General features: G+C 63.0%; 17 protein-coding genes and 1 pseudogene. 9 read left to right on the top strand and 9 right to left on the bottom strand.

From position 1 onward, the window contains the following. Window positions 1-19: 19 nt before the first annotated feature. From RW095_RS35070 to ada, 4 genes are all read right to left on the bottom strand, one after another. Complete coding sequence (locus RW095_RS35070; protein WP_317022786.1) at window positions 20-538, bottom strand: hypothetical protein; 519 nt, start codon at window positions 536-538, stop codon at window positions 20-22. Between the two features lie 227 nt (window positions 539-765). After that, window positions 766-2,382 (bottom strand): glutamate--cysteine ligase, encoded by a 1,617-nt coding sequence (gene gshA / locus RW095_RS35075; protein ID WP_317020365.1) that lies wholly within the window; start codon window positions 2,380-2,382, stop codon window positions 766-768. A gap of 468 nt (window positions 2,383-2,850) precedes the next feature. Beyond that, window positions 2,851-3,768: a DNA-3-methyladenine glycosylase family protein gene (locus tag RW095_RS35080; RefSeq protein ID WP_317020366.1), complete on the bottom strand. Its 918-nt coding sequence runs from the start codon at window positions 3,766-3,768 to the stop codon at window positions 2,851-2,853. Then, window positions 3,765-4,940 (bottom strand): bifunctional DNA-binding transcriptional regulator/O6-methylguanine-DNA methyltransferase Ada, encoded by a 1,176-nt coding sequence (gene ada, locus RW095_RS35085; RefSeq protein WP_317020367.1) that lies wholly within the window; start codon window positions 4,938-4,940, stop codon window positions 3,765-3,767. Before ada ends, RW095_RS35080 begins: the two co-directional genes overlap by 4 nt. A 395-nt stretch (window positions 4,941-5,335) precedes the next feature. On the opposite strand from ada, the gene RW095_RS35090 reads away from it, so the two are divergent. Next, the gene (locus RW095_RS35090; protein ID WP_317020368.1) at window positions 5,336-5,761 is read left to right on the top strand and encodes a VOC family protein; all 426 of its coding nucleotides are present in this window, start codon (window positions 5,336-5,338) and stop codon (window positions 5,759-5,761) included. Between the two features lie 38 nt (window positions 5,762-5,799). Here the strand turns inward: RW095_RS35090 and RW095_RS35095 are convergent, their stop codons facing one another. Together RW095_RS35095 and RW095_RS35100 are read right to left on the bottom strand one after the other, a co-directional pair. Further along, on the bottom strand, window positions 5,800-6,354 hold the full coding sequence (locus RW095_RS35095) for a YaeQ family protein (RefSeq protein ID WP_027776868.1): 555 nt from the start codon (window positions 6,352-6,354) through the stop codon (window positions 5,800-5,802). Between the two features lie 143 nt (window positions 6,355-6,497). After that, window positions 6,498-7,475, bottom strand: coding sequence for a LysR family transcriptional regulator (locus RW095_RS35100; RefSeq protein ID WP_317020369.1), 978 nt, complete (start codon window positions 7,473-7,475; stop codon window positions 6,498-6,500). Between the two features lie 147 nt (window positions 7,476-7,622). On the opposite strand from RW095_RS35100, the gene RW095_RS35105 reads away from it, so the two are divergent. From RW095_RS35105 to RW095_RS35125, 5 genes are all read left to right on the top strand, one after another. Then, a complete protein-coding gene (locus RW095_RS35105; protein WP_317020370.1) occupies window positions 7,623-9,071 on the top strand; it encodes an aldehyde dehydrogenase family protein in 1,449 nt (482 codons plus the stop codon). Between the two features lie 136 nt (window positions 9,072-9,207). Continuing rightward, window positions 9,208-10,212: an arabinose ABC transporter substrate-binding protein gene (locus RW095_RS35110; RefSeq protein WP_317020371.1), complete on the top strand. Its 1,005-nt coding sequence runs from the start codon at window positions 9,208-9,210 to the stop codon at window positions 10,210-10,212. Window positions 10,213-10,304: 92 nt separating this feature from the next. After that, complete coding sequence (gene araG / locus RW095_RS35115; RefSeq protein ID WP_317020372.1) at window positions 10,305-11,867, top strand: L-arabinose ABC transporter ATP-binding protein AraG; 1,563 nt, start codon at window positions 10,305-10,307, stop codon at window positions 11,865-11,867. Between the two features lie 106 nt (window positions 11,868-11,973). Continuing rightward, window positions 11,974-12,978, top strand: a complete 1,005-nt coding sequence (araH, locus tag RW095_RS35120) for an L-arabinose ABC transporter permease AraH (protein WP_128588366.1) — start codon at window positions 11,974-11,976, stop codon at window positions 12,976-12,978. A 50-nt stretch (window positions 12,979-13,028) separates the two neighbouring features. Continuing rightward, window positions 13,029-14,762 (top strand): IlvD/Edd family dehydratase, encoded by a 1,734-nt coding sequence (locus RW095_RS35125; RefSeq protein WP_317020373.1) that lies wholly within the window; start codon window positions 13,029-13,031, stop codon window positions 14,760-14,762. Window positions 14,763-15,039: 277 nt separating this feature from the next. Here the strand turns inward: RW095_RS35125 and sap1 are convergent, their stop codons facing one another. Continuing rightward, window positions 15,040-15,378, bottom strand: a complete 339-nt coding sequence (gene sap1, locus RW095_RS35130) for a surface attachment protein Sap1 (protein WP_020067361.1) — start codon at window positions 15,376-15,378, stop codon at window positions 15,040-15,042. Window positions 15,379-15,879: 501 nt separating this feature from the next. Here sap1 and RW095_RS35135 point away from each other — a divergent pair. Further along, window positions 15,880-16,059 (top strand): hypothetical protein, encoded by a 180-nt coding sequence (locus RW095_RS35135; RefSeq protein WP_128588362.1) that lies wholly within the window; start codon window positions 15,880-15,882, stop codon window positions 16,057-16,059. Between the two features lie 64 nt (window positions 16,060-16,123). Here the strand turns inward: RW095_RS35135 and RW095_RS35140 are convergent, their stop codons facing one another. Continuing rightward, entirely contained in the window at window positions 16,124-16,549 is a 426-nt protein-coding gene (locus RW095_RS35140; protein WP_128596074.1) for an HIT family protein, read from the bottom strand. Between the two features lie 128 nt (window positions 16,550-16,677). Then, on the bottom strand, window positions 16,678-17,202 hold the full coding sequence (locus RW095_RS35145; RefSeq protein WP_317020374.1) for an Lrp/AsnC family transcriptional regulator: 525 nt from the start codon (window positions 17,200-17,202) through the stop codon (window positions 16,678-16,680). Between the two features lie 152 nt (window positions 17,203-17,354). Between RW095_RS35145 and mdeB the strand changes: the two are divergent. Both mdeB and RW095_RS35155 read left to right on the top strand, forming a co-directional pair. Then, window positions 17,355-20,089: pseudogene (gene mdeB, locus RW095_RS35150) on the top strand (alpha-ketoglutarate dehydrogenase). A gap of 116 nt (window positions 20,090-20,205) precedes the next feature. Then, window positions 20,206-20,553 carry an ecotin precursor gene (locus tag RW095_RS35155; RefSeq protein WP_317020375.1) on the top strand — a complete coding sequence of 116 codons (348 nt, stop codon included), beginning with the start codon at window positions 20,206-20,208 and terminating at the stop codon, window positions 20,551-20,553. Window positions 20,554-20,907 lie beyond the last annotated feature (354 nt).

Raw genomic sequence — 20,907 nt, forward strand, 5'->3', positions numbered from 1 at the left:
GCGGCGCGCAACGCTTCGGTCATTGACTGACCGCTTCGCCAGTTGTTGGCGTCACCGATTGCCCTTGCAACGCGTCGGGATGCATGGCGGTGGGTGCAGGCTGCGGCGGCTTCACAGCGGGTTTCTGTGCGCCCGCCGCGGTGCCTCGCACGTATTGCTTGAAGTCGGCGCCCGCTTCCCATGGGTTGGGCGTGCAACCAAGCGACCCATCGCAATGTGCGGCGAAGCCGATTGTCGCGGTGCCGTCCGGATTTGCGGTGCGGGTGATCTGATACGCAAGCGCGCGTTTGCCGCCGTCGGGGCCGGCCGTCTGAATCAGCGTGTCGGTCGCGGATTCGACTTTGTATTTCGAGTTGTTCGTGACCCACGTTTGCGCGCGCTGCCACCAGAGGTCGCACTCGGCTTTGTTCGAACATGTGAGGGGCGTGGTTGCGATCTGCATGACATCGGGATCGACTTGTCCTTGCGTTGAACATGCCATCGCGGCGACCGCCGCCGCCATAGCAATGCTTAGTGCGGCCAACAGACTTTGCTTCATCACGTTGATCCTCCCTCTCGCTAGCGTGTCGTACCAGTTTGGACCGTAACGTGCGGAGGGCGTTTCGTTTACATCAGGGAAACGCGGAAGCCGTGAAGGATTTGCCGATGCGCCCGATGCTGTGCGCGTCGATTACGTAGCCGTTACCGTACGTGCTTCGCGCAATGAGAAAAAGCGACTACTCGAGCCGCTTTCGCACATTGCTGCGCGCACGTGAGCCGGTGTGCTCAGACGCTGAAACGATTCAACGTATACGCCCGGTAAGCGGCGACGAATGCATCGAACGAGCCTACTTCCTCGCGTTCGAGCTTCGCCTGCTCCTCGAGCGATTGCTTGGCCAGTTCTGCAAATTCGTTGGCCTCGCCCGGCTCCAGCGGACGCGCGCGGAAATACGCCGCATGCGCTTCGCTGAGTTCCAGACCGAATTCGAGGAAGCTCTGCTGCTTGTCGCGCATCGTCTGCAACACCCGCGCCGATGGCGTGAGCGACGGATCGGCAAGCTTCGCCCGCTGAACGGCAACCGAGCGCGCGTGCGCGTCGCCGCCCTGCAGTGCGTCGAGCCTGGCGGCCGCCGCCTCGATCTTGACGAATAGCTCTTCGGCCCAATCGATCATCGCGAGCGGATGGCCGTCGCGGATCAGTTCGAGGCCGGGCTTGCGCCCTTCGGTCGTTACGCGCGCGAAGTTCTGGTTGGCTTCCGCGTACGGCTGCGGCGGCAATGGCGCGCTGTCGTCGAGCGCGCACACAAGCAGATAGGCGTCGAGAAAGCGTGACGTCTCCAGCGAAATACCAACCGGCTCGAATGGATCGATGTCCATGCAGCGCACTTCGACGTATTGCACGCCGCGCGCGGCCAGCGCATGCAAAGGACGCTCGCCGGGATACGTGACGCGCTTCGGACGGATCGTCGAATAAAACTCGTTTTCGATCTGCAGGACGTTCGTGTTGATCTGCACCCACTCGCCGTCGCGCTGCGTACCAATTGCCTCATATGCAGGATAGGGTTGGCTGACGGCCTTTGCGAGTGCGTCGAGATAACCGGGCAGCGTGTCGTAGTCGGCATGCAGCGCCGCTTGCGCGGTGGTATTCGAGTAGCCGAGATCGCTCATGCGCAAGCTGGTTGCATACGGACGGTACAACGTGTCGGCGTCGAATGTTTCGAGCGTATGTTGGCGCCCGCGCAAGAAGCGGCGATCGAGCGCCGGCGACGCGCCGAACAGATACATCAGCAGCCAGTTGGTGCGGCGGAAATTGCGGATCAGCGCGAGATAACGATCCGACTGGAAATCGACTGCGCTCGCGGTGGATTGCTGATCCGCATGCAACAGCCGCCACACTTCTTCGTTCAGCGAATAGTTGTAGTGGATGCCGGCAATGCACTGCATCGTGCGACCGTAACGCAGCGCAAGGCCGATGCGATACACGTACTTCAGCTTGCCGATATTAGACGTGCCGTAATTCGCGATTGGAATGCCCTCGTCGGTCTCGGGCAAGAGGCCGGGCATCGAGTTGTTCCACAGAATCTCGTCGCCGAGTTCTGCGTAGACAAAGCGATGCAGCTTGTCGAGCTTATCGAGTGTCAGCGCGACGTCCTGCTCGGCCGGCGTGATTAATTCGAGCAGCGCTTCGGAATAGTCGGTGGTCAGCGACGGATGCGTGAGCGCCGAACCGAGTGCGCGCGGATGCGGCGTCAACGCAAGCTCGCCATTGTGCGTCACGCGCAGGCTTTCCCTTTCTATGCCGCGCAGGCCGTGCAGCAGCGCGTCGCGTTGCGGGCCAGAAGTCAGCACGGACAGGCGGTGCGAGAACGCGTCGGTCGTGCGGGATTGTGTGGTGTTTGGCATTGATGCGAGTCGGGCGTCGTCGGCCGCCATGTGCCGCTTCGCTGCTCGCTGGCAGCATGGTGCGGTCGACAACGTTCGGCGGAATTTTCAGTAGCGGGCACTTTAACATCTCGCCACGGCGCCTGCTTGAGGCCGCATCGGCGGGCTGTTCCGGCTGGCCGGCCCGACTGTTTTCACGCCGGATTCGCGAATTTAGCCACGGGAAGTTGGGGGTTATTCAGGGTATTGCGGCGGTAGGGTTTTTGCCGGCGGCGGTGCGTCGGCACGCGCGGCAGATGCGGCAGATGCGGCGCTACCGGTACAACGGCACAACCGGCACAACCGGTACAACGGCACAACCGGCACAACCGGCACAACCGGCACAACCGGCACAACCGGCACAACCGGCACAACCGGCACAACCGGCACAACCGGCACAACCGGCACAACCCGCGCGTGTCGCCAACCCGCGCTAGCCAACACCCAAAGCTAGCCCCCCCGCGCGGCACCAGCGCGGTCAGCTACTTCGTTCCACAGATGCATCGCCGCGTAAGCGCGCCACGGTCTCCATGCGTCGGTGCGGGCACGTTGCTGCGTCGCCCGCACGAGCGACGGATCGCGCGCGGAGATCGACTGCATCAACACGAGGTCTAACGCAGGCCACGCGTCGGCATCGCGCCAGGCGCGCATTGCGACATACTCGACCGTCCACGGGCCGATGCCCGGCAATGCAAGTAACGCCGTGCGCAGGCTGTGCGCGTCGGCGGTCGCGCTGTCGAGCGGCACGTCGCCGCTTGCGACGGCGCGCGCGAAACCCTGCAGCGCCGCGACGCGTTTGCCCGGCATGCCGATTTGCGCCAGATCGACTGTGGCCAGCGCGTCCGGTGTCGGAAAACGCCACGCGGTGTTCTCGTGCGGATGCCCTTCGATTCGCTCGCCCGCTCGCTGTACCAATCGTCCGATGATCGTCGTCGCGGCCTTCACGCTGATCTGCTGGCCGACGATCGCGCGCACCACGAGTTCGAAACCGGACCACGCGCCCGGCACGCGCAAACCCGGCGCCGCTTCGATCAGCGGCGCGAGCCACGGGTCGGCGGCCAAGGCGGCACCGATCTTCTTCGGCTCCGCGTGCAGATCGAAGATCCTCGCGATGGGCGCCGCAAGCGCGTCGGCGTGACGGCTCACCGGTCCTTCGATGCTCGCGACGAGGCAGCGCTTGCGTGGATGCTGTCGTACGCTGAGCGTGCCGCTGTCGCCGGCCCATTCGATTGCGCGGCGATAGGCGCCGTCTTCGACTGTCTCGACGCCGGGCGTCGCGCGTCCGCCGAAAAAGCGCAGCAGGCGCGGCCAGTCGAAAGGCGATTTGTACGGCAGTTCCAGGGTTGCGACTTCGTCAAGCGTGCTCACGCGGCGTGGTCCAGTTTAGTAGCGAGGGTTTCAGTAGGAGCAGTTTGCGAAGGGTTGGTTTCGTCGGCGGAAACGTTGCGCGCATTCTGCGCCTCGTTGTCGAGCAGGGCCGCCTTGCGCGGCAAGCCCCAACGATAGCCCGCCAGCGCCCCGCCCTTTTGCACGACGCGATGACACGGAATGGCGAGCGCAACGGGGTTCGTCGCGCAGGCGCTCGCCACCGCGCGCACGGCACGCGGCGCGCCGACAGCTTCGGCGATCTCCGTGTAGCTGCGCGTCTGGCCATACGGAATGCGCCGCAGCGCGTCCCAGACACGCTGCCGGAAGGCGGTCGCAGCAATATCGAGCGGCAGGTCGAAGTCTTGACGCGTGCCGCGCAGGTACGCGTCGATTTGAGCGATGAATGGTGCCAACCGCTCGGGATCGTCAAGCAGGTCCGCGTTGGCAAATTCGCCGCGCAGTTCGTCGACGAGGAAAGCGGCATCGTCGCCGAAACCGAGTTTGCAGATCCCTTTGTCGGTCGCGGCCACCAGCACGAAGCCAAGCGACGTCGGCGCGCTCGCATAGCGGACCGTCAGTCCCGCGCCCTTGCGGCGATATTCCGACGGCGCCATGCCCAATTCCGCCGATGCGCTGTCGTACATCCGCGAAGGCGAGTTGAAGCCGGCGTCGAGCGTCGCGCGCGTGACGTCCGCGCCGCTCTTGAGCGCGTCGCGCAACGCGGCGCCGCGCTGCGCGGCCTGGTACTGACGCGGCGACACGCCAACCACACGCTTGAACAGCCGCTGAAGATGGAACGGGCTCACGTGCACAGCGTCGCTCAATTGGGCGAGCGTGAGACGTTGCTGCGGATCGACGTCGAGCGCGGCGCACGCCCGGTTCACGATTTCCAGTTCGCGCGGCAATCCGCCCGGCTGGCAGCGCTTGCAATCGCGAAAGCCCGCGGCGCGGGCGGCGCCGGGGTCTGCGAAGAAGGCGACGTTCTCACGACGCGGCTGGCGCGAAGCGCAGGACGGACGGCAGAACACACCCGTCGTCTTTACGCCGTAGAAGAAAGCCCCGTCGGCAAGCGGATCGCGGCGAGTGACAGCTTCCCAGCGCTCGTCATCGGAATTCCAGCTGGCGGTGTCGGCGGTAGGGCCAATGTTAGCGGGCTCGGCAGTGCGGTTCATGATGATCCCGGATAGGTGCTTTCGATGCTCACCAATGTAGGCCGCATGCCGACACACTACGCTCCGGTTCTTGCGGTGTCATTGCGGTTCCTCGTGGGCGGGCGGCCATTGAAACCCCGACAGGCGCCCATTTCGCCTCAAAGTGCGGCAAATTGCCACGATATCGGGTTTTCCCTTAAAAAGTTATTGCGTCGCACCAACCCCGTGTGTATATTAGTACCTGTCTCCTCCATGTCTCCTCCTGATATGGATTCAGCCCGCTCCACATAGAGCGGGCTTTTTTTTCGTCTGCACGTTCTGCGTCTGGCCCTCTGAACGCTACTCGTTCACAGCCGACGCTTTCTCATAAACTGGTGGTTCATCCGTTCCGTAAGCCGACCAGAGGAGACGTCCATATGAAAATTCATATTCGCGAGATCGACCACGTCGTGATTCGGGCGTCGAACGTCGAAGCCATGGCGCGCTTCTATTGCGAGGTGCTCGGTTGCAGCCTAGAGAAGGAGCAACGCGAGCTCGGCCTCACGCAGCTGCGCGCGGGCCGGTCCCTGATCGACCTGCTGCAGGTGGGCGCGAAGCTCGATCGCCCGGAAAACGGCGCGGCCGGCGCGGGGCGGAACATGGATCACGTGTGCTTGCGCGTGGAACCGTTCGACGTCGACGCGCTCAAGGCGCATCTGAGCGAACACGGCGCGCGACTTGGCGAGCAGGCGCTGCGCTACGGCGCAGACGGCTATGGGCCGTCGCTGTATCTGTTCGACCCGGAGGGCAACATGGTCGAACTGAAAGGGCCGCCGGAAGCGGCGCGGGTGACGTCGCTCTAAAGGCGAACCCCCGGCGTCAGCCGCGAGCCGCCGACGTCTCAGCCGTTGGCGGGCGCCTTCAACACCGTCCACTCGATTTTGACCGCGTCGGCTTCCGCGCTGCCGAGCCACGCTTCGCCGTCCTGTACGGTGCATTGAAGCCGCATCGTGCGCTCGGCAAGCGCGCCCAACTCTGCCGCGACGTTCTCGCCGAGCGACCAGACGGTCACATTGCGCATGCGCTCAACCTTGTTGCGCACGCCCTGCCACCAGATATCCGAAGTGCGGCCGCCGTACGCAATCACGATCACGTCGTTCGAGCGGCCGCTCGCCTTCGCGATGCGCCGCTCGTCAGGCTGGCCGACTTCGATCCACGTTTCGATCGCGCCGGTCAGATCCTTCTGCCACAGATCGGGCTCGTCGACATCCGACAATCCCTTGCAGAACTCGAGCCGTTCCTGCGCAAAGAGCGCGAACGCAGCGACGCGGACCATCATCCGTTCGTCGGTTTCCGACGGATGACGCGCGATGGTGAGTGAATGGTCGGCGTAATAGTGCCGGTCCATATTGGCGATCTGCAACTCCGCCTTGTAAATCGTCGATTTGAGAGCCATGCCGTTGCTAAACCAGACGCTCGCTCCAGCGGAGCGAACCGAAAATGAGTCGTCGACGGCGCGCTGCCGTCTTCCGTGCTTGTTGTACATTTTGTGTCCCTCCCGCGCCGTTCGCCGCCCACCTTATAGACGGGAAGAAGCATTTACCGAGCCATGGCCTGCTCAACGGGAGCGCCATAAACCTCGCCGGCCGCCTCGCGCAGCGAGTCGAGCACCACTGAGGCCGCGGGAGAAAGCAGGTGCGACTGGCGCGTGATGATACCGAATGCATCCATCCTGCACGGTAAATCGATCGGCAGCCGCTTCAACACTCCGTACTGTTGGTGCTGACGCGCCACTTCGTCCGGCAAAACCGCCAACATGTCGCTCTGAAGCAGCAGACTGGAAATCGCGAGGAAGTTGTTGGTGTTCACTACGTTCTGCGGCGGATTCAGGCCGATCTGCGAAAACATCAGATCAAAACGATGCCGCAGAACACTGCCCGGCGGATGCAACACCCAGCTCGCGTTGACAATGCCGCGCAGCGTCAGGCCGGCTTCGTTTTCCAGAGGGTGGCCGGGCCGCGCCACCACGCACAGCGGCTCGTCGGCGAGCGGTTCGTAGCGGACTTCGGTCTTGAACTGGTTCTGCCGCTCGAGCACGCGGCCGATCATGATGTCGAGTTCACCTTCGGCAAGCCGCGGCAGCATCACGTCTGACGTCTCGACTTCAGCCCAGATTTGCAACTGCGGATAACGCTCCTTCACGCTCGCGATGGCTCGCGGCACCATGGTTGCAGCTGCCGCCGCGATCACGCCGATACGCACCTGACCGGCGAGTCCCGCGCGCAACGCCGAGATTTCGTCGTGCGCGTGGCTGAGATTGGACAGCACCATGCGCGCGTGACGGATCATCACCTCGCCGTATAGCGTCGCATGCATGCCGTGCGGCGTGCGGTCGAAGAGGCTCACGCCCAGCATGTCTTCGAGTTCTTTCAGCAGGCGGGAAGCCGCCGGCTGCGTCATGCCGAGCACGTCGGCGGCGCGCCGCACGTTGCCCTCTTCCTCCATCGCGGCGAGCAGCAGCAACTGCCGCGTCTTGAGCCGCGCACGGACGAACCAATTCGAGTAGCTGCGCGTCATCGCCTGTCTCCAACCGTATTCTCGAATGGCCTCAATCATGCCATATCGAAATTGTTATGGGAGTAGCTCAAAAAGGGATTGGAAAGTTATTGCGCCCACTCATACCATTCGTGGACTTTCAGCTTCTCATGTGGCGCCCTTCCGTCGATGAACCGCGATCCGCTCGTCCCGCTCGTTGCCAGCCCGCTGCGCCATTACATCAATGGCGGATGGGAGACGGGCGCGACCACGGGTGTCTCGCTCAATCCATCGGATCTGGACGAGCCCGTCGGCGAATATGTTCGCGCCGACGCCCGGCAAACCGACAGCGCGATCGAAGCAGCGAGCGCCGCCTTCCGCGAATGGGCGCTCTGTTCGGCGCAGCGCCGCGCGGACGCGCTCGACGCAATCGGCAGCGAAATGCTGGCGCGCCGCGACGAACTCGGTCGGCTACTCGCGCGCGAAGTCGGCAAGACGCTGCCCGAGGCGTTGGCCGAGGCCACGCGCGCGGGTCAGACGTTCAAGCTGCTCGCCGCCGATGCACAGCGCGCGTATGCCGAGCCGCTTGCGTCGGCGCGCGCGGGCGTCGAAATCGACATGACGCGCGAACCGCTCGGCGTGGTCGGCATCATCGCGCCGTGGAGCGCGCCGTTCGCGATCGCCGCGGCGAAGATCGGCGCGGCGTTGGCGCATGGCAATTGCGTGGTCTACAAGCCGGCCGAATCGACGCCGGCTTGCGCGGCGGCGCTCGCGTCGATCGTGAGCCGCGCCGGTTTGCCCGCGGGCGTCTTCAATCTCGTGATGGGCAGCGGCCGGCAGGTCGGCGCGCGAATCGTCGCTCATCCGCTCGTCGCTGCGATCAGCTTCAGCGGTTCGGCGGAAACCGGCACGCGCGTGCTGCAAGCCGCTGCCGCCCGCCAGGCGCGCGTGCAACTGGAAATGGGCGGCAAAAATCCCTTTGTCGTGCTGGCCGACGCCGATCTCGACAACGCGGTCGATGCCGCATTGACGGGCGCGTATGGCTCGACCGGCCAGCGCAGCACGGCGGCGGCGCGGTTGATCGTCGAACGCTCGATGTTCGAGCCGTTCGTCGACGCGTTGCAGACGAAGCTCGCCAGGCTCACCGTGGACCATGCACTCAAGCACGGCGCGGACATGGGTCCGGTAGCGAACGCCGCGCAACTCGAACGCGATCTCGACTACGTGCAGATCGGCAAGCAGGAAGGCGCGCAATTGCTGCACGGCGGCCGTCAGCTGGAACGCGCGACACGTGGCTACTTTTTCGAGCCCGCGCTGTTCGTCGGCGAGGCGGAACATCGTATTGCTCGCGAGGAAATCTTCGGTCCGCTCGCGGTCGTGCTGCGCGCCGACGACTACGACCACGCGCTGCATCTCGCGAACGACACCGCTTACGGTCTATGCGCGGGCATCTGCACGCGCTCGCTCAGCCGCGCGCGGCATTTCCGCTGTCACGTGCATAGCGGTTTCGTCACGATCAATCTGCCGACCACGGCCGTGGAGCATCACGCGCCTGGCGGCGGGCGCAAGGCGTCCGCGTACGGCTCGACCGACGCAGCATTCTGGACGGCCGTGAAAACGGCGTACGTCGCGAGCTGATCGTGATGGCCTGCATTCGCGTGCCCGCCCGCCTCGATTCGATAGCCAAGTTTTTACGCCCCGGCTAACGCCGCCGCGTATCGCCTCGCTGCACATAAACGAAATCAATGCAGCTTTTCAACCTCAGGAGACAGACGTGACCAGCAAGCTTCGCCGTTTGACGCTAACCGCGATCGCCGCCGCCGCAATCGCCGCGCCCTTCGCCGTCCAACTTTCCGCGCACGCGGACCAGCAGCTTAAAGTGGGCTTCCTCGTGAAGATGCCGGAGCAGGCGTGGTTCATCAACGAACAGAAAGCCGCGACCGCGCTCGGTCAGAAGGACGGCTTTTCGGTGGTGAACATCGGCACGCCGGACGGCGAGAAAGTGCTGTCCGCAATCGACAATCTCGGCGCCCAGGGCGCGAAAGGCTTCGTGATCTGCGCACCCGACGTGCGTCTCGGACCGGCCATTCAGGCGCGCGCCAAGCGCTACAACATGAAGTTCGTCACCGTCGACGATCAACTGGTCGATTCCAGCGGCAAGCCGCTCGCCAATGTGCCGCACCTCGGCATGTCCGCGTTCAAGATCGGCAACCAGGTCGGCCAGGCAATCAGCGACGAAATGAAACGCCGTGGCTGGAAGCCCGAGGAAGTCGGCGCACTGCGCATCACGAACTACGAACTGCCGACCGCGAAGCTGCGCACCGACGGCGCGACCGAAACGCTGCTCGCCGGCGGCTTCAAGAAGGAAAACATTTTCGACGCCCCGCAAAAGACGACCGATGACGAAGGCGGCTTCAATGCGTCGTCGCCGGTGTTGGCCAAGCATCCGAACATCAAGAAGTGGGTGATCTTCGCGCTCAACGAGGAAAGCGTGCTGGGCGGCGTGCGTGCCACCGAGCAGTTGCATATTCCGGCGGCGGACGTGATCGGCGTCGGCATCAACGGTGCAGGCGAGGCATTTGCCGAGTTCCAGAAGAAGGAGCCGACGGGCTTCTACGGCACGATCGCCGTCAGCTCGACGATGCACGGCAAGGAGAGCACCGAGAACCTCGTGGAGTGGATCAAGGACGGCAAGCAGCCGCCCGCCGATACGCAAACCACCGGCAAGCTGATGGTGCGCGGCAACTGGCAGGACGTGCGTAAAGAACTCGGCATTTAAGCCGCGTTCGACTTTGCACGCGGCGGGCCGCGCCTCGCATTTGCCTGACGCGAGAGCGGCCCGCACAGCTTGTCCACCATTGAGGTTTTTTGATGACGTCCTCACACACTGCGACATCCATTGGCGGTGCCGCCGCGCCGCTACAGGCGCCCTCGCCTGCGCCCGCTTCGACCGAGCCGTATCTGCAACTCGACGGCATCACCGTGCGCTTTCCCGGCGTGCTCGCGCTCGACCAGGTGTCGCTCGAAGTGCGTCGCGGCGAAGTGCACGGCCTCATGGGCGAAAACGGCGCCGGCAAATCGACGCTGCTCAAGGTGCTGTCCGGCGTGAACCAGCCGGCGGCGGGCACGTTATCGCTCGATGGCGTCGAGCAGCAGTTCACCACGACGAAGGCGGCCATCGCGGCGGGCGTGGCGATCATCTATCAGGAATTGCATCTGGTGCCGGAACTGACGGTCGCCGAAAACCTGATGCTCGGCGCGCTGCCGAATCGCTTTGGTGTGCTGGATGAAAAGGCGCTCGTCGCGCGCGCGGTGCGCGAACTCGAACGGCTCGGCGAAAAAATCGATCCGTCGCAGCAGGTGAAGAATCTGTCGATCGGTCAGCGTCAGATGATCGAAATCGGCAAGGCGCTGATGCGCGACGCGCGCGTGATTGCGTTCGACGAACCGACCAGTTCATTGTCGTCGCGCGAGACCACGCAGCTGTTCCGGATCATTCGCGCATTGCGGGCCGAAGGCCGCGCGATTATCTACGTCACGCATCGAATGGATGAAGTCTACGAACTGTGCGATCGCGTGACCGTGTTCCGCGACGGCCGCCGCATAGACACGTTCGATGCAGGCGAAGGCCTCGACCGTGACCGTTTGATCAGCTGCATGGTGGGCCGCTCGATCGCCGACGTGTACGGCTATCGCACGCGCGATCTCGGCGACGTGCAACTCGACGTCAAGGGATTGATGGGGCCGGGGCTGCGCGAACCCGCCACATTCTCCGCACGCAAAGGCGAGATCGTCGGCTTCTTCGGACTTGTCGGCGCCGGGCGCTCCGAATTGATGAAGCTCGTCTACGGCGCGGTCAAACCCACGGCCGGCGACATCACGCTCAAAGGCAAGCAGGTGCGCTTCGCCACGCCGCGCGATGCGGTGCGCGCGGGCGTCGCGCTGTGCCCCGAAGATCGTAAGCAGGAAGGCATCGTCTCGATCGCTTCGGTTTCGGACAACCTCAACATTAGTTGCCGCCGGCACTTTAGCCGCTTCAACGTGCTCAACGGACGCAAGGAAGCGCAGACCGCGAAAGAGTTCATCGGCAACCTCGCGATCAAGACGCGCAACGGCGAGACGCCGATCGGCACGCTCTCGGGCGGCAATCAGCAGAAGGTGATCCTGTCGCGCTGGCTCGCGGAGGACATCGACGTGTTTCTGATGGATGAACCCACACGCGGCATCGACGTCGGCGCTCGCAGCGAAATCTACGGTCTGCTGTATGGGCTCGCGGACGCGGGACGCACGGTGATCGTGGTGTCCAGCGATCTTGCGGAAGTAATCGGCGTGACTGACCGCGTGATCGTGATGAAGGAAGGCCGCCTGGTTGGCGACCTGCCGAAAGCACAGGCCACGCCCGATGCGCTGATCAAGCTCGCGCTGCCCCGCTAGAACACATACCGGCCCCGGTGGCCGGACGAACGAAGGCACCTGAACCGAACGCAACTGAATTGTGCCGTTGAACTGAACCACGCGGCATTGAAACGGAACACACATCATGCACACACCTTCAACCGACCCCTCCACGCCGGCCGTCGCTTCGGCGGGCTTGAGCGCGCGCGCCGCGCGGACCTGGGATCTGATCAACAAGTCCGGCATCGTGATGGTTTTCATCATCCTGTTTGCGGCGCTGTCGTTTACCGTGCCCGACTTTTTGAGTTCACGAAACATCCAGGGCCTGCTGCTTTCCGTCACGCTGATCGGCTCGATCTCCGTGACCATGATGTTCGTGCTCGCGCTCGGCGAAGTCGATCTGTCGGTCGCGTCGATCGTGGCGTTCGCGGGCGTCGTGGCATCCACTTTGATCACCGTGACGCATAGCGTACTGCTCGGCGTTGCAGCGGGCGTGCTGGCAGGCGGCGCGGTCGGCCTCGTTAACGGCGTGCTGGTCGCGCGCTACAAGATCAATTCGCTGATCGTCACGCTCGCGATGATGGAAGTCGTGCGCGGACTCGCCTTCATCACGTCGAGCGGCGACGCGGTGATGATCTCGGAAGAAAGCTTCTTCGACCTGGGCGGCGGCTCGTTCCTCGGCATCTCGTATCCGATCTGGAGCAACATCATCGGCTTCGTGGTGTTCGGTTTTCTGCTGAAGAAAACCGTGTTCGGCAAGAACGTGCTGGCTGTCGGCGGCAACAGCGAGGCAGCGCTGCTCGCGGGTCTGCCCGTCACGCGCATCAAGATCACCGTGTTCGTGCTGCAAGGGCTCGTAACCGGCTTTGCGGGCGTGATGCTTGCGTCACGTATGAGTCTCGGCGATCCGAAGACATCGGTCGGTCTCGAACTCGGCGTGATCTCCGCGTGCGTGCTCGGCGGCGTGTCGCTGACGGGCGGCGTCGCGACGATTTCCGGCGTGCTGGTGGGCGTGCTGATCATGGGCTCCGTGCAGGACGCAATGAGCCTCATGAACGTGCCGACTTTCTATCAATACCTGATTCGCGGCGGGATTCTGCTGCTCGCGGTGCTGTTCGACCAGTTCCGCCGCAGCAAGCGCGTGCACTAGGCGTGCAATGACACGCGCCCTGCCCTACATGTTTGCCAACAGGAGATTTCATGGCTGATTCCAACCAGACTAAAAAGCCGCTGCGCAGCCAGGCGTGGTTCGGCCTCAAGGACCGCGACGGTTTTCTGCATCGCTCGTGGATGAAAAACCAGGGCATTCCGCACGACGAATTCGACGGACGCCCGGTAATCGGCATCTGCAATACGTGGTCGGAACTCACGCCCTGCAACGCGCATTTCCGCGAACTCGCGGAATACGTGAAGAAGGGCGTGCATGAAGCGGGCGGCTTGCCGCTCGAGTTTCCGGTGATGTCGCTCGGCGAAACCAATTTGCGACCGACGGCCATGCTGTTTCGCAATTTGGCGTCGATGGACGTCGAGGAATCGATTCGCGGCAACCCGATGGACGGCGTAATTCTGCTCGTCGGCTGCGACAAGACCACGCCTGCGCTCTTGATGGGCGCGGCGTCGTGCAACCTGCCCTCGCTCGCGGTGTCGGGTGGACCGATGCTCAACGGCCGGTTCCGCGGCAAGCATATCGGCTCGGGCACAGGTGTGTGGCAGATGTCCGAGGAAGTACGCGCCGGCTCGATGACGCAGGAAGAATTCACCGAAGCGGAGTCGTGCATGAACCGCTCGCGCGGCCACTGCATGACGATGGGTACGGCCTCGACGATGGCTTCGATGGTCGAATCGCTCGGCATGGGCTTGCCGCACAACGCCGCGATTCCCGCAGTCGACGCACGACGCCAGGTGCTCGCGCATCTGGCCGGCCGGCGCATCGTCGACATGGTTCGCGAGGATCTGACGATGGATAAGATTCTCACGCGCCAGGCCTTCGAAAACGCAATCCGCACAAACGCAGCGATTGGCGGCTCGACCAACGCCGTCGTGCATCTGATCGCGCTCGCGAAGCGCATTGGCGTAGAGCTTTCGCTCGAGGACTGGGAGCTCGGCTCCAACGTGCCGTGCCTCGTGAATCTGCAGCCGTCGGGCGAATACCTGATGGAAGACTTCTATTACGCGGGCGGTCTGCCGGCGGTGCTCAAGCAACTGGGTGAGCAAGGGCTGCTGCATCGCGAGGCGCTTACCGTGAACGGCAAGACCATCTGGGACAACGTGCGCAACGCGCCGAATCACGACGAGAAAGTCATCACCACGTTCGCCGAGCCGTTCAAGCCGAAGGCTGGCATTGCGGTCCTCAAGGGCAATCTGGCGCCGAATGGCGCGGTGATCAAGCCGTCGGCGGCCACTGCGAAACTGCTGAAGCACCGAGGCCGCGCCGTCGTGTTCGAAAACATCGAGGAGCTGCACGCGAAGATCGACGACGAGTCGCTCGACATCGACGAAAACTGCATCATGGTGCTCAAGGGCGCGGGGCCGAAGGGTTATCCGGGTTTTGCCGAGGTGGGCAATATGCCGTTGCCGAAGAAGGTGCTGCAAAAAGGCATTACCGACATGGTGCGCATTTCCGACGGACGCATGAGCGGCACCGCGTACGGCGCGGTGGTGCTGCACGTGTCGCCGGAAGCAGCTGCGGGCGGCCCGCTAGCTTTCGTGCAGACCGGCGACATGATCGAGCTGGATGTCGACGCGCGGCGCCTGCACCTGGACGTAAGCGACGACGAACTTACGCGCCGGCGCGCCGCGTGGCAAGCGCCCGAGTCGCCGAAGCGCGGTTACTACAAGCTCTATGTCGAGCACGTGCTGCAAGCGGATCAGGGCGCGGATCTCGACTTCCTGGTCGGCTCAAGCGGCGCGCCCGTGCCCCGCGACTCGCACTGAGGAGCGGCGCGAGTCGTTCTGAACAGTTAAACGGTTGTTCCTGCGCTTTGCGAGAAGGCGTACTGCCGATGCGGCTCGACATAACCGCATCGGCTTTTTTTCGCCCGTTACGCGAGCACGTCGCACAAAATAAAAATCGGCCGGACATTTTGAAATGTCCCACCGATTTTTTAATCACAAGCTCACCGTCTCCGGCTTTTAAAGCCAGAGAATTCACTTAAGCGCACGTCGTTCCGGCGTTCTGCCGAAACGACTGCGAACCCAGCGTTCTATAAGATCATTGCTTGATGAATCGATCGTTCGCCCAGAGGCCTTGCGTGTCGCTATTGCTGGCATTCACGAACTCGAAGTCGTGACCGACGACGCGCACGACGCGGAAGCTCGAATTCTCCGGCGTCGAAACGCATTGGTACCCGGAGAAGAACTCCTGCATTTTCTGCTGTTCACCAGCTTGCGCGTGCTCATTGACGGCGTCGAGTTTGTCTTTCGACAAGCAGCCGTACGAGTTGGCTTTGAACTGAATGGTTTGCTGCGGCTTGATCATGACGTCTTGCGCCTGAACGCTTGCGGCAGCCAGACTTGCAACGGCGAAAACAAGGGCGAGTCGAGTTTTCATATGTTCCTCCGGTGCGGGCGAATGCTCAGGTTAGCTATGTATTTAACTCCATCATCTAGCCCGCGTCTTGCACTTTAGGAGAACGCGAGAGAACCACAAGCACATCTTGTGTGCGGTCGCAACAGTGGCAGATTGTCGCACCGTGCGCGGCGTCCAGCCAACGGTCCGGTTGCGCATGAAAGAGGTGGAATTACGAGGGATAACTAGAGGACTTCGCCCGCGGACGGCTTTAACCAGTAACGCTTTGCGAGGCGCATTAGCGTTAACGCGATATTCGATTTAAGCGATTTATCAGGAACGGCGACTACCCTTGGTGCATTGCACACAAAGTCATTTCGCCGACTGAATAAACCTGCCGATATAACGGTGTAAATGCAGAAGATAAACGATGCCAGGCGCCGCTCTGCCTTATGCGTCGCAACTGGCGGGCAGATGGCCGACTTTGCGGGTACGTGCGGTGCTCTACAATAAAAACCATGGAACGTGAGAACGGAGGCCGCCGTGATCGAGAATCTCATACTGGGCGTTTTCCTCGTCCTTCCGCTGCTGATCGTCGCGTTTCTTTTCTCCGACGAATTGTGGCAAGAACACCGCCATCTCCACGACACGCGCCCCATGCACGCGGGACCGCGGCGTCTCGACTGGCGTCATCCGCTGCGCCGCTCGCGGCATCGGCTGTAGCGCGGCGCTCGTGCCGTTCCGTCAACGCACCGCACGACCGCCGCTTTCCACCGCGGATCGCGGCTCAATCCGCTCGCCAGTGGGCGCGAATGCGTTTGGCCAGCGCTTCCAGCGTGTCCGCGTCCGCGACGTCGCGCGCATGCATGCGTAACGGCTGACCTTCCCAGCGCGGAATCACGTGAAAGTGCACATGCGGCACCGTCTGCCCGGCAGCCGCGCCATTGAACTGGCCGATGAACACGCCGTCCGGACGCAACGCCGCCCGCACGGCAACGGCAAGCTTTTGCGTCATGCGCATGCATGCCACCGTCGCCGCGTCCGATAGATCGAAGATCTCCGCAGCCGCTTCCTTCGGCACGACGAGCAGATGGCCGTCGGCTTGGGGCATCAGATCCATGAAGGCGAGCGCGGCATCGGTTTCCGCGACCTTGATGCACGGTAGTTCGCCACGCAAAATCTTCGCGAAGGGATTGCTGTCGTCGTAGTTCATCGCTTTTTCTCCTGATTCGTGTTGCACGCTTGTCGCGGGTAAGGTTTGGCGGACGCTGTCGTACCTATTGTCGGCCACCACTATTACAGCAGCGCACCGCTTCGGCCGAAGCGAGGCGCGGTGACGCGTCAGCGCCAGTCGGTCGCCACGTCGTCCGGGTCGGTCAGCGTCAATCCAGACGACGGCAGTGGCAGCGCCGTCTTATATCGCACCTGTTTGAGCGCAAAGCTGGAACGGATGTTGGAAATGCCGGGAATCTTCGTCAAATGATCGACGATGAAGCGCTCCAAAGTCTGCATGTCGGGCATCACCACGCGCAGCAGGTAGTCAGCGTCGCCCGTCATCAGATAGCACTCCATCACCTCCGGGCGCTCCGAAATGGCCTGCTCGAAACGCAGCAGCGCGTCCTCCACCTGTTTTTCCAGACTTACCTGAATGAACACGTTGATGCGTAGCCCGAGCGGCTCCGGGTTCAGCAGCGTGACCTGCTGCTTGAAAAGACCGAGCTTTTCGAGCGCGCGCACGCGGTTGAAGCACGGCGTGGGCGAGAGATTTACCGAGCGCGCCAAGTCGGCGTTGGTGATGCGCGCGTTCTGCTGCAACTGGCTCAGAATGCCGATGTCGATGCGGTCGAGCCGTCTTGGCGTGGTCATAGATTAAATATTCCATGAGCAAGGCGAAATCCGGAATAAATAGCCTATCGCAGCCAGCGATGGCAAGCAAATGAGACGCTCATTTTGCAGACTCGTAAGTACCATTAACTCACTCGATCTTGAACCGAACGTGTCCATGCGGGAGTGGTGCGATGACGGATTTGTCCAGCGGTAACGAGCAGGTGCGGTCCCTCGGCGTTCAGCGCACGGAGCCGGCGGACGCCGATCCGCAGGAGACAGCCGAGTGGCTGGAGGCGCTCGACGCCGTGGTCGAACACGTGGGCCGCGAGCGCGCCCAGTTTTTGTTCGACCGGCTGGCGAGTCACGCGGTGTCGCTCGGCGTCGAGTCGGCGCGCACCAACGTCACGCCATACCGCAACACGATCGCGCCCGAAGATCAGCCGCGCTATCCGGGCAATCTCGAACTGGAGGAGCGGCTTGCCGCCGCGCTTCGCTGGAACGCGCTCGCAATGGTGGTGCGCGCCAACAAGGCGTACGGCGAGCTCGGCGGCCACATCGCGAGCTATGCGTCGGCGGCCGATCTGTTCGAAGTCGGCTTCAACCATTTCTTTCGCGCGTCGATGCCGGGGGCGGGGGAGGGCACGGGCGATCTCGTGTATTTCCAGCCGCATTCGTCGCCCGGTGTGTATGCGCGCGCGTATCTGGAAGGTTTTCTCTCCGAAGAGAGTCTGCGGCATTACCGTCGCGAGATCGGCGGGCCGGGGCTGTGTTCGTATCCGCACCCGTGGCTGATGCCGGACTTCTGGCAGTTTCCCACCGGCTCGATGGGCATTGGCCCGATCAACGCGATTTATCAAGCGCGCTTCATGCGCTACCTCGCGAATCGCGGCCTCGCGCCCACCGGAGGCCGCAAGGTGTGGGGCTTTTTCGGCGATGGCGAAATGGATGAGCCAGAGTCGACCGGCGCATTGTCGCTGGCCGCGCGCGAAGGGCTCGACAACCTGGTGTTCGTGATCAACTGCAACTTGCAGCGTCTGGATGGTCCGGTGCGCAGCAACGGCCGGATCATTGACGAACTGGAGGCGCATTTCGTCGGCGCCGGCTGGAACGTGATCAAGGTGATCTGGGGCTCGGACTGGGACGCGCTGTTCTCGCGCGACCGCAGCGGTGCCTTGCTGCGCGCGTTCGCGAATACCGTCGACGGCCAGTTCCAGACTTTCTCCGCGAACGACGGCGCGTACAACCGTGACCGTTTCTTCGGCCAAAACCCGGAACTGGCCGCGCTCGCCGCGCAATTGAGCGACGACGAGATCGACCGCTTGCGGCGCGGCGGTCACGACGTGCGCAAGCTGCATGCGGCTTACGCAAAAGCGCTCGCGCATAGCGGGCAGCCGACCGTGATCCTCGCGAAGACGATGAAGGGCTTCGGCATGGGCACGGCTGGCCAGGGCCGCATGACCACGCATCAGCAGAAGAAGCTCGACTTCGACGACCTGAAAGCGTTTCGCGACCGCTTCCGTCTGCCGCTCACGGACGCGGACGTCGAACAGTTGAAGTTTTACAAACCCGCGGAAGACAGCCCGGAAATGCAGTACCTGCATGCTCGCCGGGCCGCTCTCGGAGGCTATCTGCCCAGAAGGCGGAGAGTCGCATCGGAAGGGCTGATCGTCCCGCCGATGTCCTCCTGGAGCCAGTTCGCGCTCGATTCCAACGGCCGCGAAATGTCCACGACGATGGCGCTCGTGCGCATGTTGACCGCGCTGCTGAAGGACGCGGGTCTGGGTTCGCGCGTCGTACCGATCGTCGCTGACGAGGCGCGCACCTTCGGCATGGCGACATGTTCCGCCAGGTCGGCATCTACTCGCCGCTGGGCCAGCTTTACGAGCCGGAAGACCTTGGCTCGATGCTGTACTACCGCGAGGACACGCAAGGACAGATTCTGGAGGAGGGCATTTCGGAAGCGGGCGCAATATCGTCGTGGATCGCGGCAGCGACGTCGTACAGCGTGCACGATCTGCCGATGCTGCCGTTCTACATCTACTACTCGATGTTCGGTTTTCAGCGGGTCGGCGATCTGATCTGGGCGGCGGCTGACCAGCGCGCACGTGGTTTCCTGATCGGCGCGACGTCGGGCAAGACGACGCTCGGCGGCGAGGGCTTGCAGCATCAGGACGGCACGAGCCATCTGGCGGCATCGACCATTCCGAATTGCCGCGCGTACGATCCCGCGTTCGCTTACGAAGTCGCGGTAATCGTCGACGAAGGCATGCGCGAGATGGTCGAGCGCCAGCGCGACGTGTTCTATTACGTCACGGTGATGAACGAGAACTACGCGCAGCCTTGTGCGCCAGGCGGCGATGTGGCCGCAGTGCGCGAAGGCATTCTGAAGGGCATTTACCCGCTCGCCGCTCGTGCGGAAAAAGGCGCGAGGGCGCAGATTCAATTACTTGGCGCCGGTGCCATTCTCGGCGAGGTCATCGCCGCGCAGCGCATGCTGAAGGACGACTGGCAGATCGACGCAGCAGTGTGGAGCGTGACCAGCTTCAGCGAATTGCAGCGCGACGGCATGGCGGCGGAGCGGCTCGCGCGTTATGGCGAGGCGTCGTCGCAAGAGCCTTACGTCGCGCGAGTGCTCGGCCAGTCAGACGGGCCGATCGTCGCGGCAACGGATTACGTTCGCGCCGTGCCCGAACTGATTCGCGCATACGTGCCGCGCCGCTACGTGACGCTGGGTACGGACGGTTTCGGCCGCAGCGATACGCGCGAGGCGTTGCGCGAATTCTTCGAGGTGGATCGCAAGGCAATCGTCATGGCCGCGCTCAAAGCGTTGACGGACGAGGGCGCGCTTCAAGGGGACGTGCTGGGCAATGCGCGCCGACAGTATTACGGCGATGCGCCGGTGCAAGCAGCGTCGTGGCAGCGTTAATCCAGGACCTGCCGATGGCGGTGGTTACACAGGTAATGTGTCGTTACCACTTGCAGCATCTATTTCTACACGCGTAGCCGACAATTCGTTCCATGCCTGAACGGCGGGAGCGAAAAATGAAAAAGTTAGCGGTGGCATTGGTGATGGTGGGCAGCTTGAGCGTCGCGGGACAAGCCTCGGCTCATGGCCATGGCGGCGGTGGCGGCGGCGATGTAGTCGGCGCGCTGATCGGCGGCGCGGTGCTGGGCGCGGTGGTGACTTCAATATTGAATCCTGCGCCCGCTGTGGCCTATCAACAGCCGGTCTATGCGCAACCTGTCTATGCACAGCCGGTGTATCAGCAGGTACCGGCTTACGCGGGCCCGCCGCCGGGCTACTGCTACGACCAGTACCAGCGCGGTTATGTGGCGTGCGGAGCGCCGCAGCAGCAGTACGAATATGGGGAGTCTGCGCCCAGGTGGTAAGTGATATGCGCGCCATGACTGCGCGCTACAGACAGAAAGGCCGTCGCTCACTGCGACGGCCTTTTTTTTTGTGCGCCCAGCATGGGCGCAATCTTGTGGGTGCAAGTCCCATCGTGAGCTGACCACAGCGAACGAAGCAAAGCGCAACTGCGTGAGGGCGACCGAGCGTGGGGAGGAAGCGTGGAGCGAAACCGCGAGCCGATGAACAAGAACCGGATATGAGGCGTTGCCGATCAGGGCGAGCGTGCAAAGAAGCGCGAAGCTCTCGTGGTCAAGGATCAGGCAACGTAGATGCGGCGGTTGTGCGGCGAAGGATTGCGTTCTTACCTGGGGAGATCTCGCCTCGTGCCTGAA

The organism is Paraburkholderia kirstenboschensis (genome assembly GCF_032806925.1).
Taxonomy (GTDB): Bacteria; Pseudomonadota; Gammaproteobacteria; order Burkholderiales; family Burkholderiaceae; genus Paraburkholderia; species Paraburkholderia kirstenboschensis.

Coding starts and splice junctions, on each gene's coding strand:
- RW095_RS35070 (WP_317022786.1), bottom strand. CDS start 538: ATGAAGCAAAGTCTGTTGGCCGCACTAAGCATTGCTATGGCGGCGGCG.
- gshA (WP_317020365.1), bottom strand. CDS start 2,382: ATGCCAAACACCACACAATCCCGCACGACCGACGCGTTCTCGCACCGC.
- ada (WP_317020367.1), bottom strand. CDS start 4,940: ATGAACCGCACTGCCGAGCCCGCTAACATTGGCCCTACCGCCGACACC.
- RW095_RS35090 (WP_317020368.1), top strand. CDS start 5,336: ATGAAAATTCATATTCGCGAGATCGACCACGTCGTGATTCGGGCGTCG.
- RW095_RS35095 (WP_027776868.1), bottom strand. CDS start 6,354: ATGGCTCTCAAATCGACGATTTACAAGGCGGAGTTGCAGATCGCCAAT.
- RW095_RS35100 (WP_317020369.1), bottom strand. CDS start 7,475: ATGACGCGCAGCTACTCGAATTGGTTCGTCCGTGCGCGGCTCAAGACG.
- RW095_RS35105 (WP_317020370.1), top strand. CDS start 7,623: ATGAACCGCGATCCGCTCGTCCCGCTCGTTGCCAGCCCGCTGCGCCAT.
- araG (WP_317020372.1), top strand. CDS start 10,305: ATGACGTCCTCACACACTGCGACATCCATTGGCGGTGCCGCCGCGCCG.
- araH (WP_128588366.1), top strand. CDS start 11,974: ATGCACACACCTTCAACCGACCCCTCCACGCCGGCCGTCGCTTCGGCG.
- RW095_RS35125 (WP_317020373.1), top strand. CDS start 13,029: ATGGCTGATTCCAACCAGACTAAAAAGCCGCTGCGCAGCCAGGCGTGG.
- sap1 (WP_020067361.1), bottom strand. CDS start 15,378: ATGAAAACTCGACTCGCCCTTGTTTTCGCCGTTGCAAGTCTGGCTGCC.
- RW095_RS35140 (WP_128596074.1), bottom strand. CDS start 16,549: ATGAACTACGACGACAGCAATCCCTTCGCGAAGATTTTGCGTGGCGAA.
- RW095_RS35145 (WP_317020374.1), bottom strand. CDS start 17,202: ATGACCACGCCAAGACGGCTCGACCGCATCGACATCGGCATTCTGAGC.
- RW095_RS35155 (WP_317020375.1), top strand. CDS start 20,206: ATGAAAAAGTTAGCGGTGGCATTGGTGATGGTGGGCAGCTTGAGCGTC.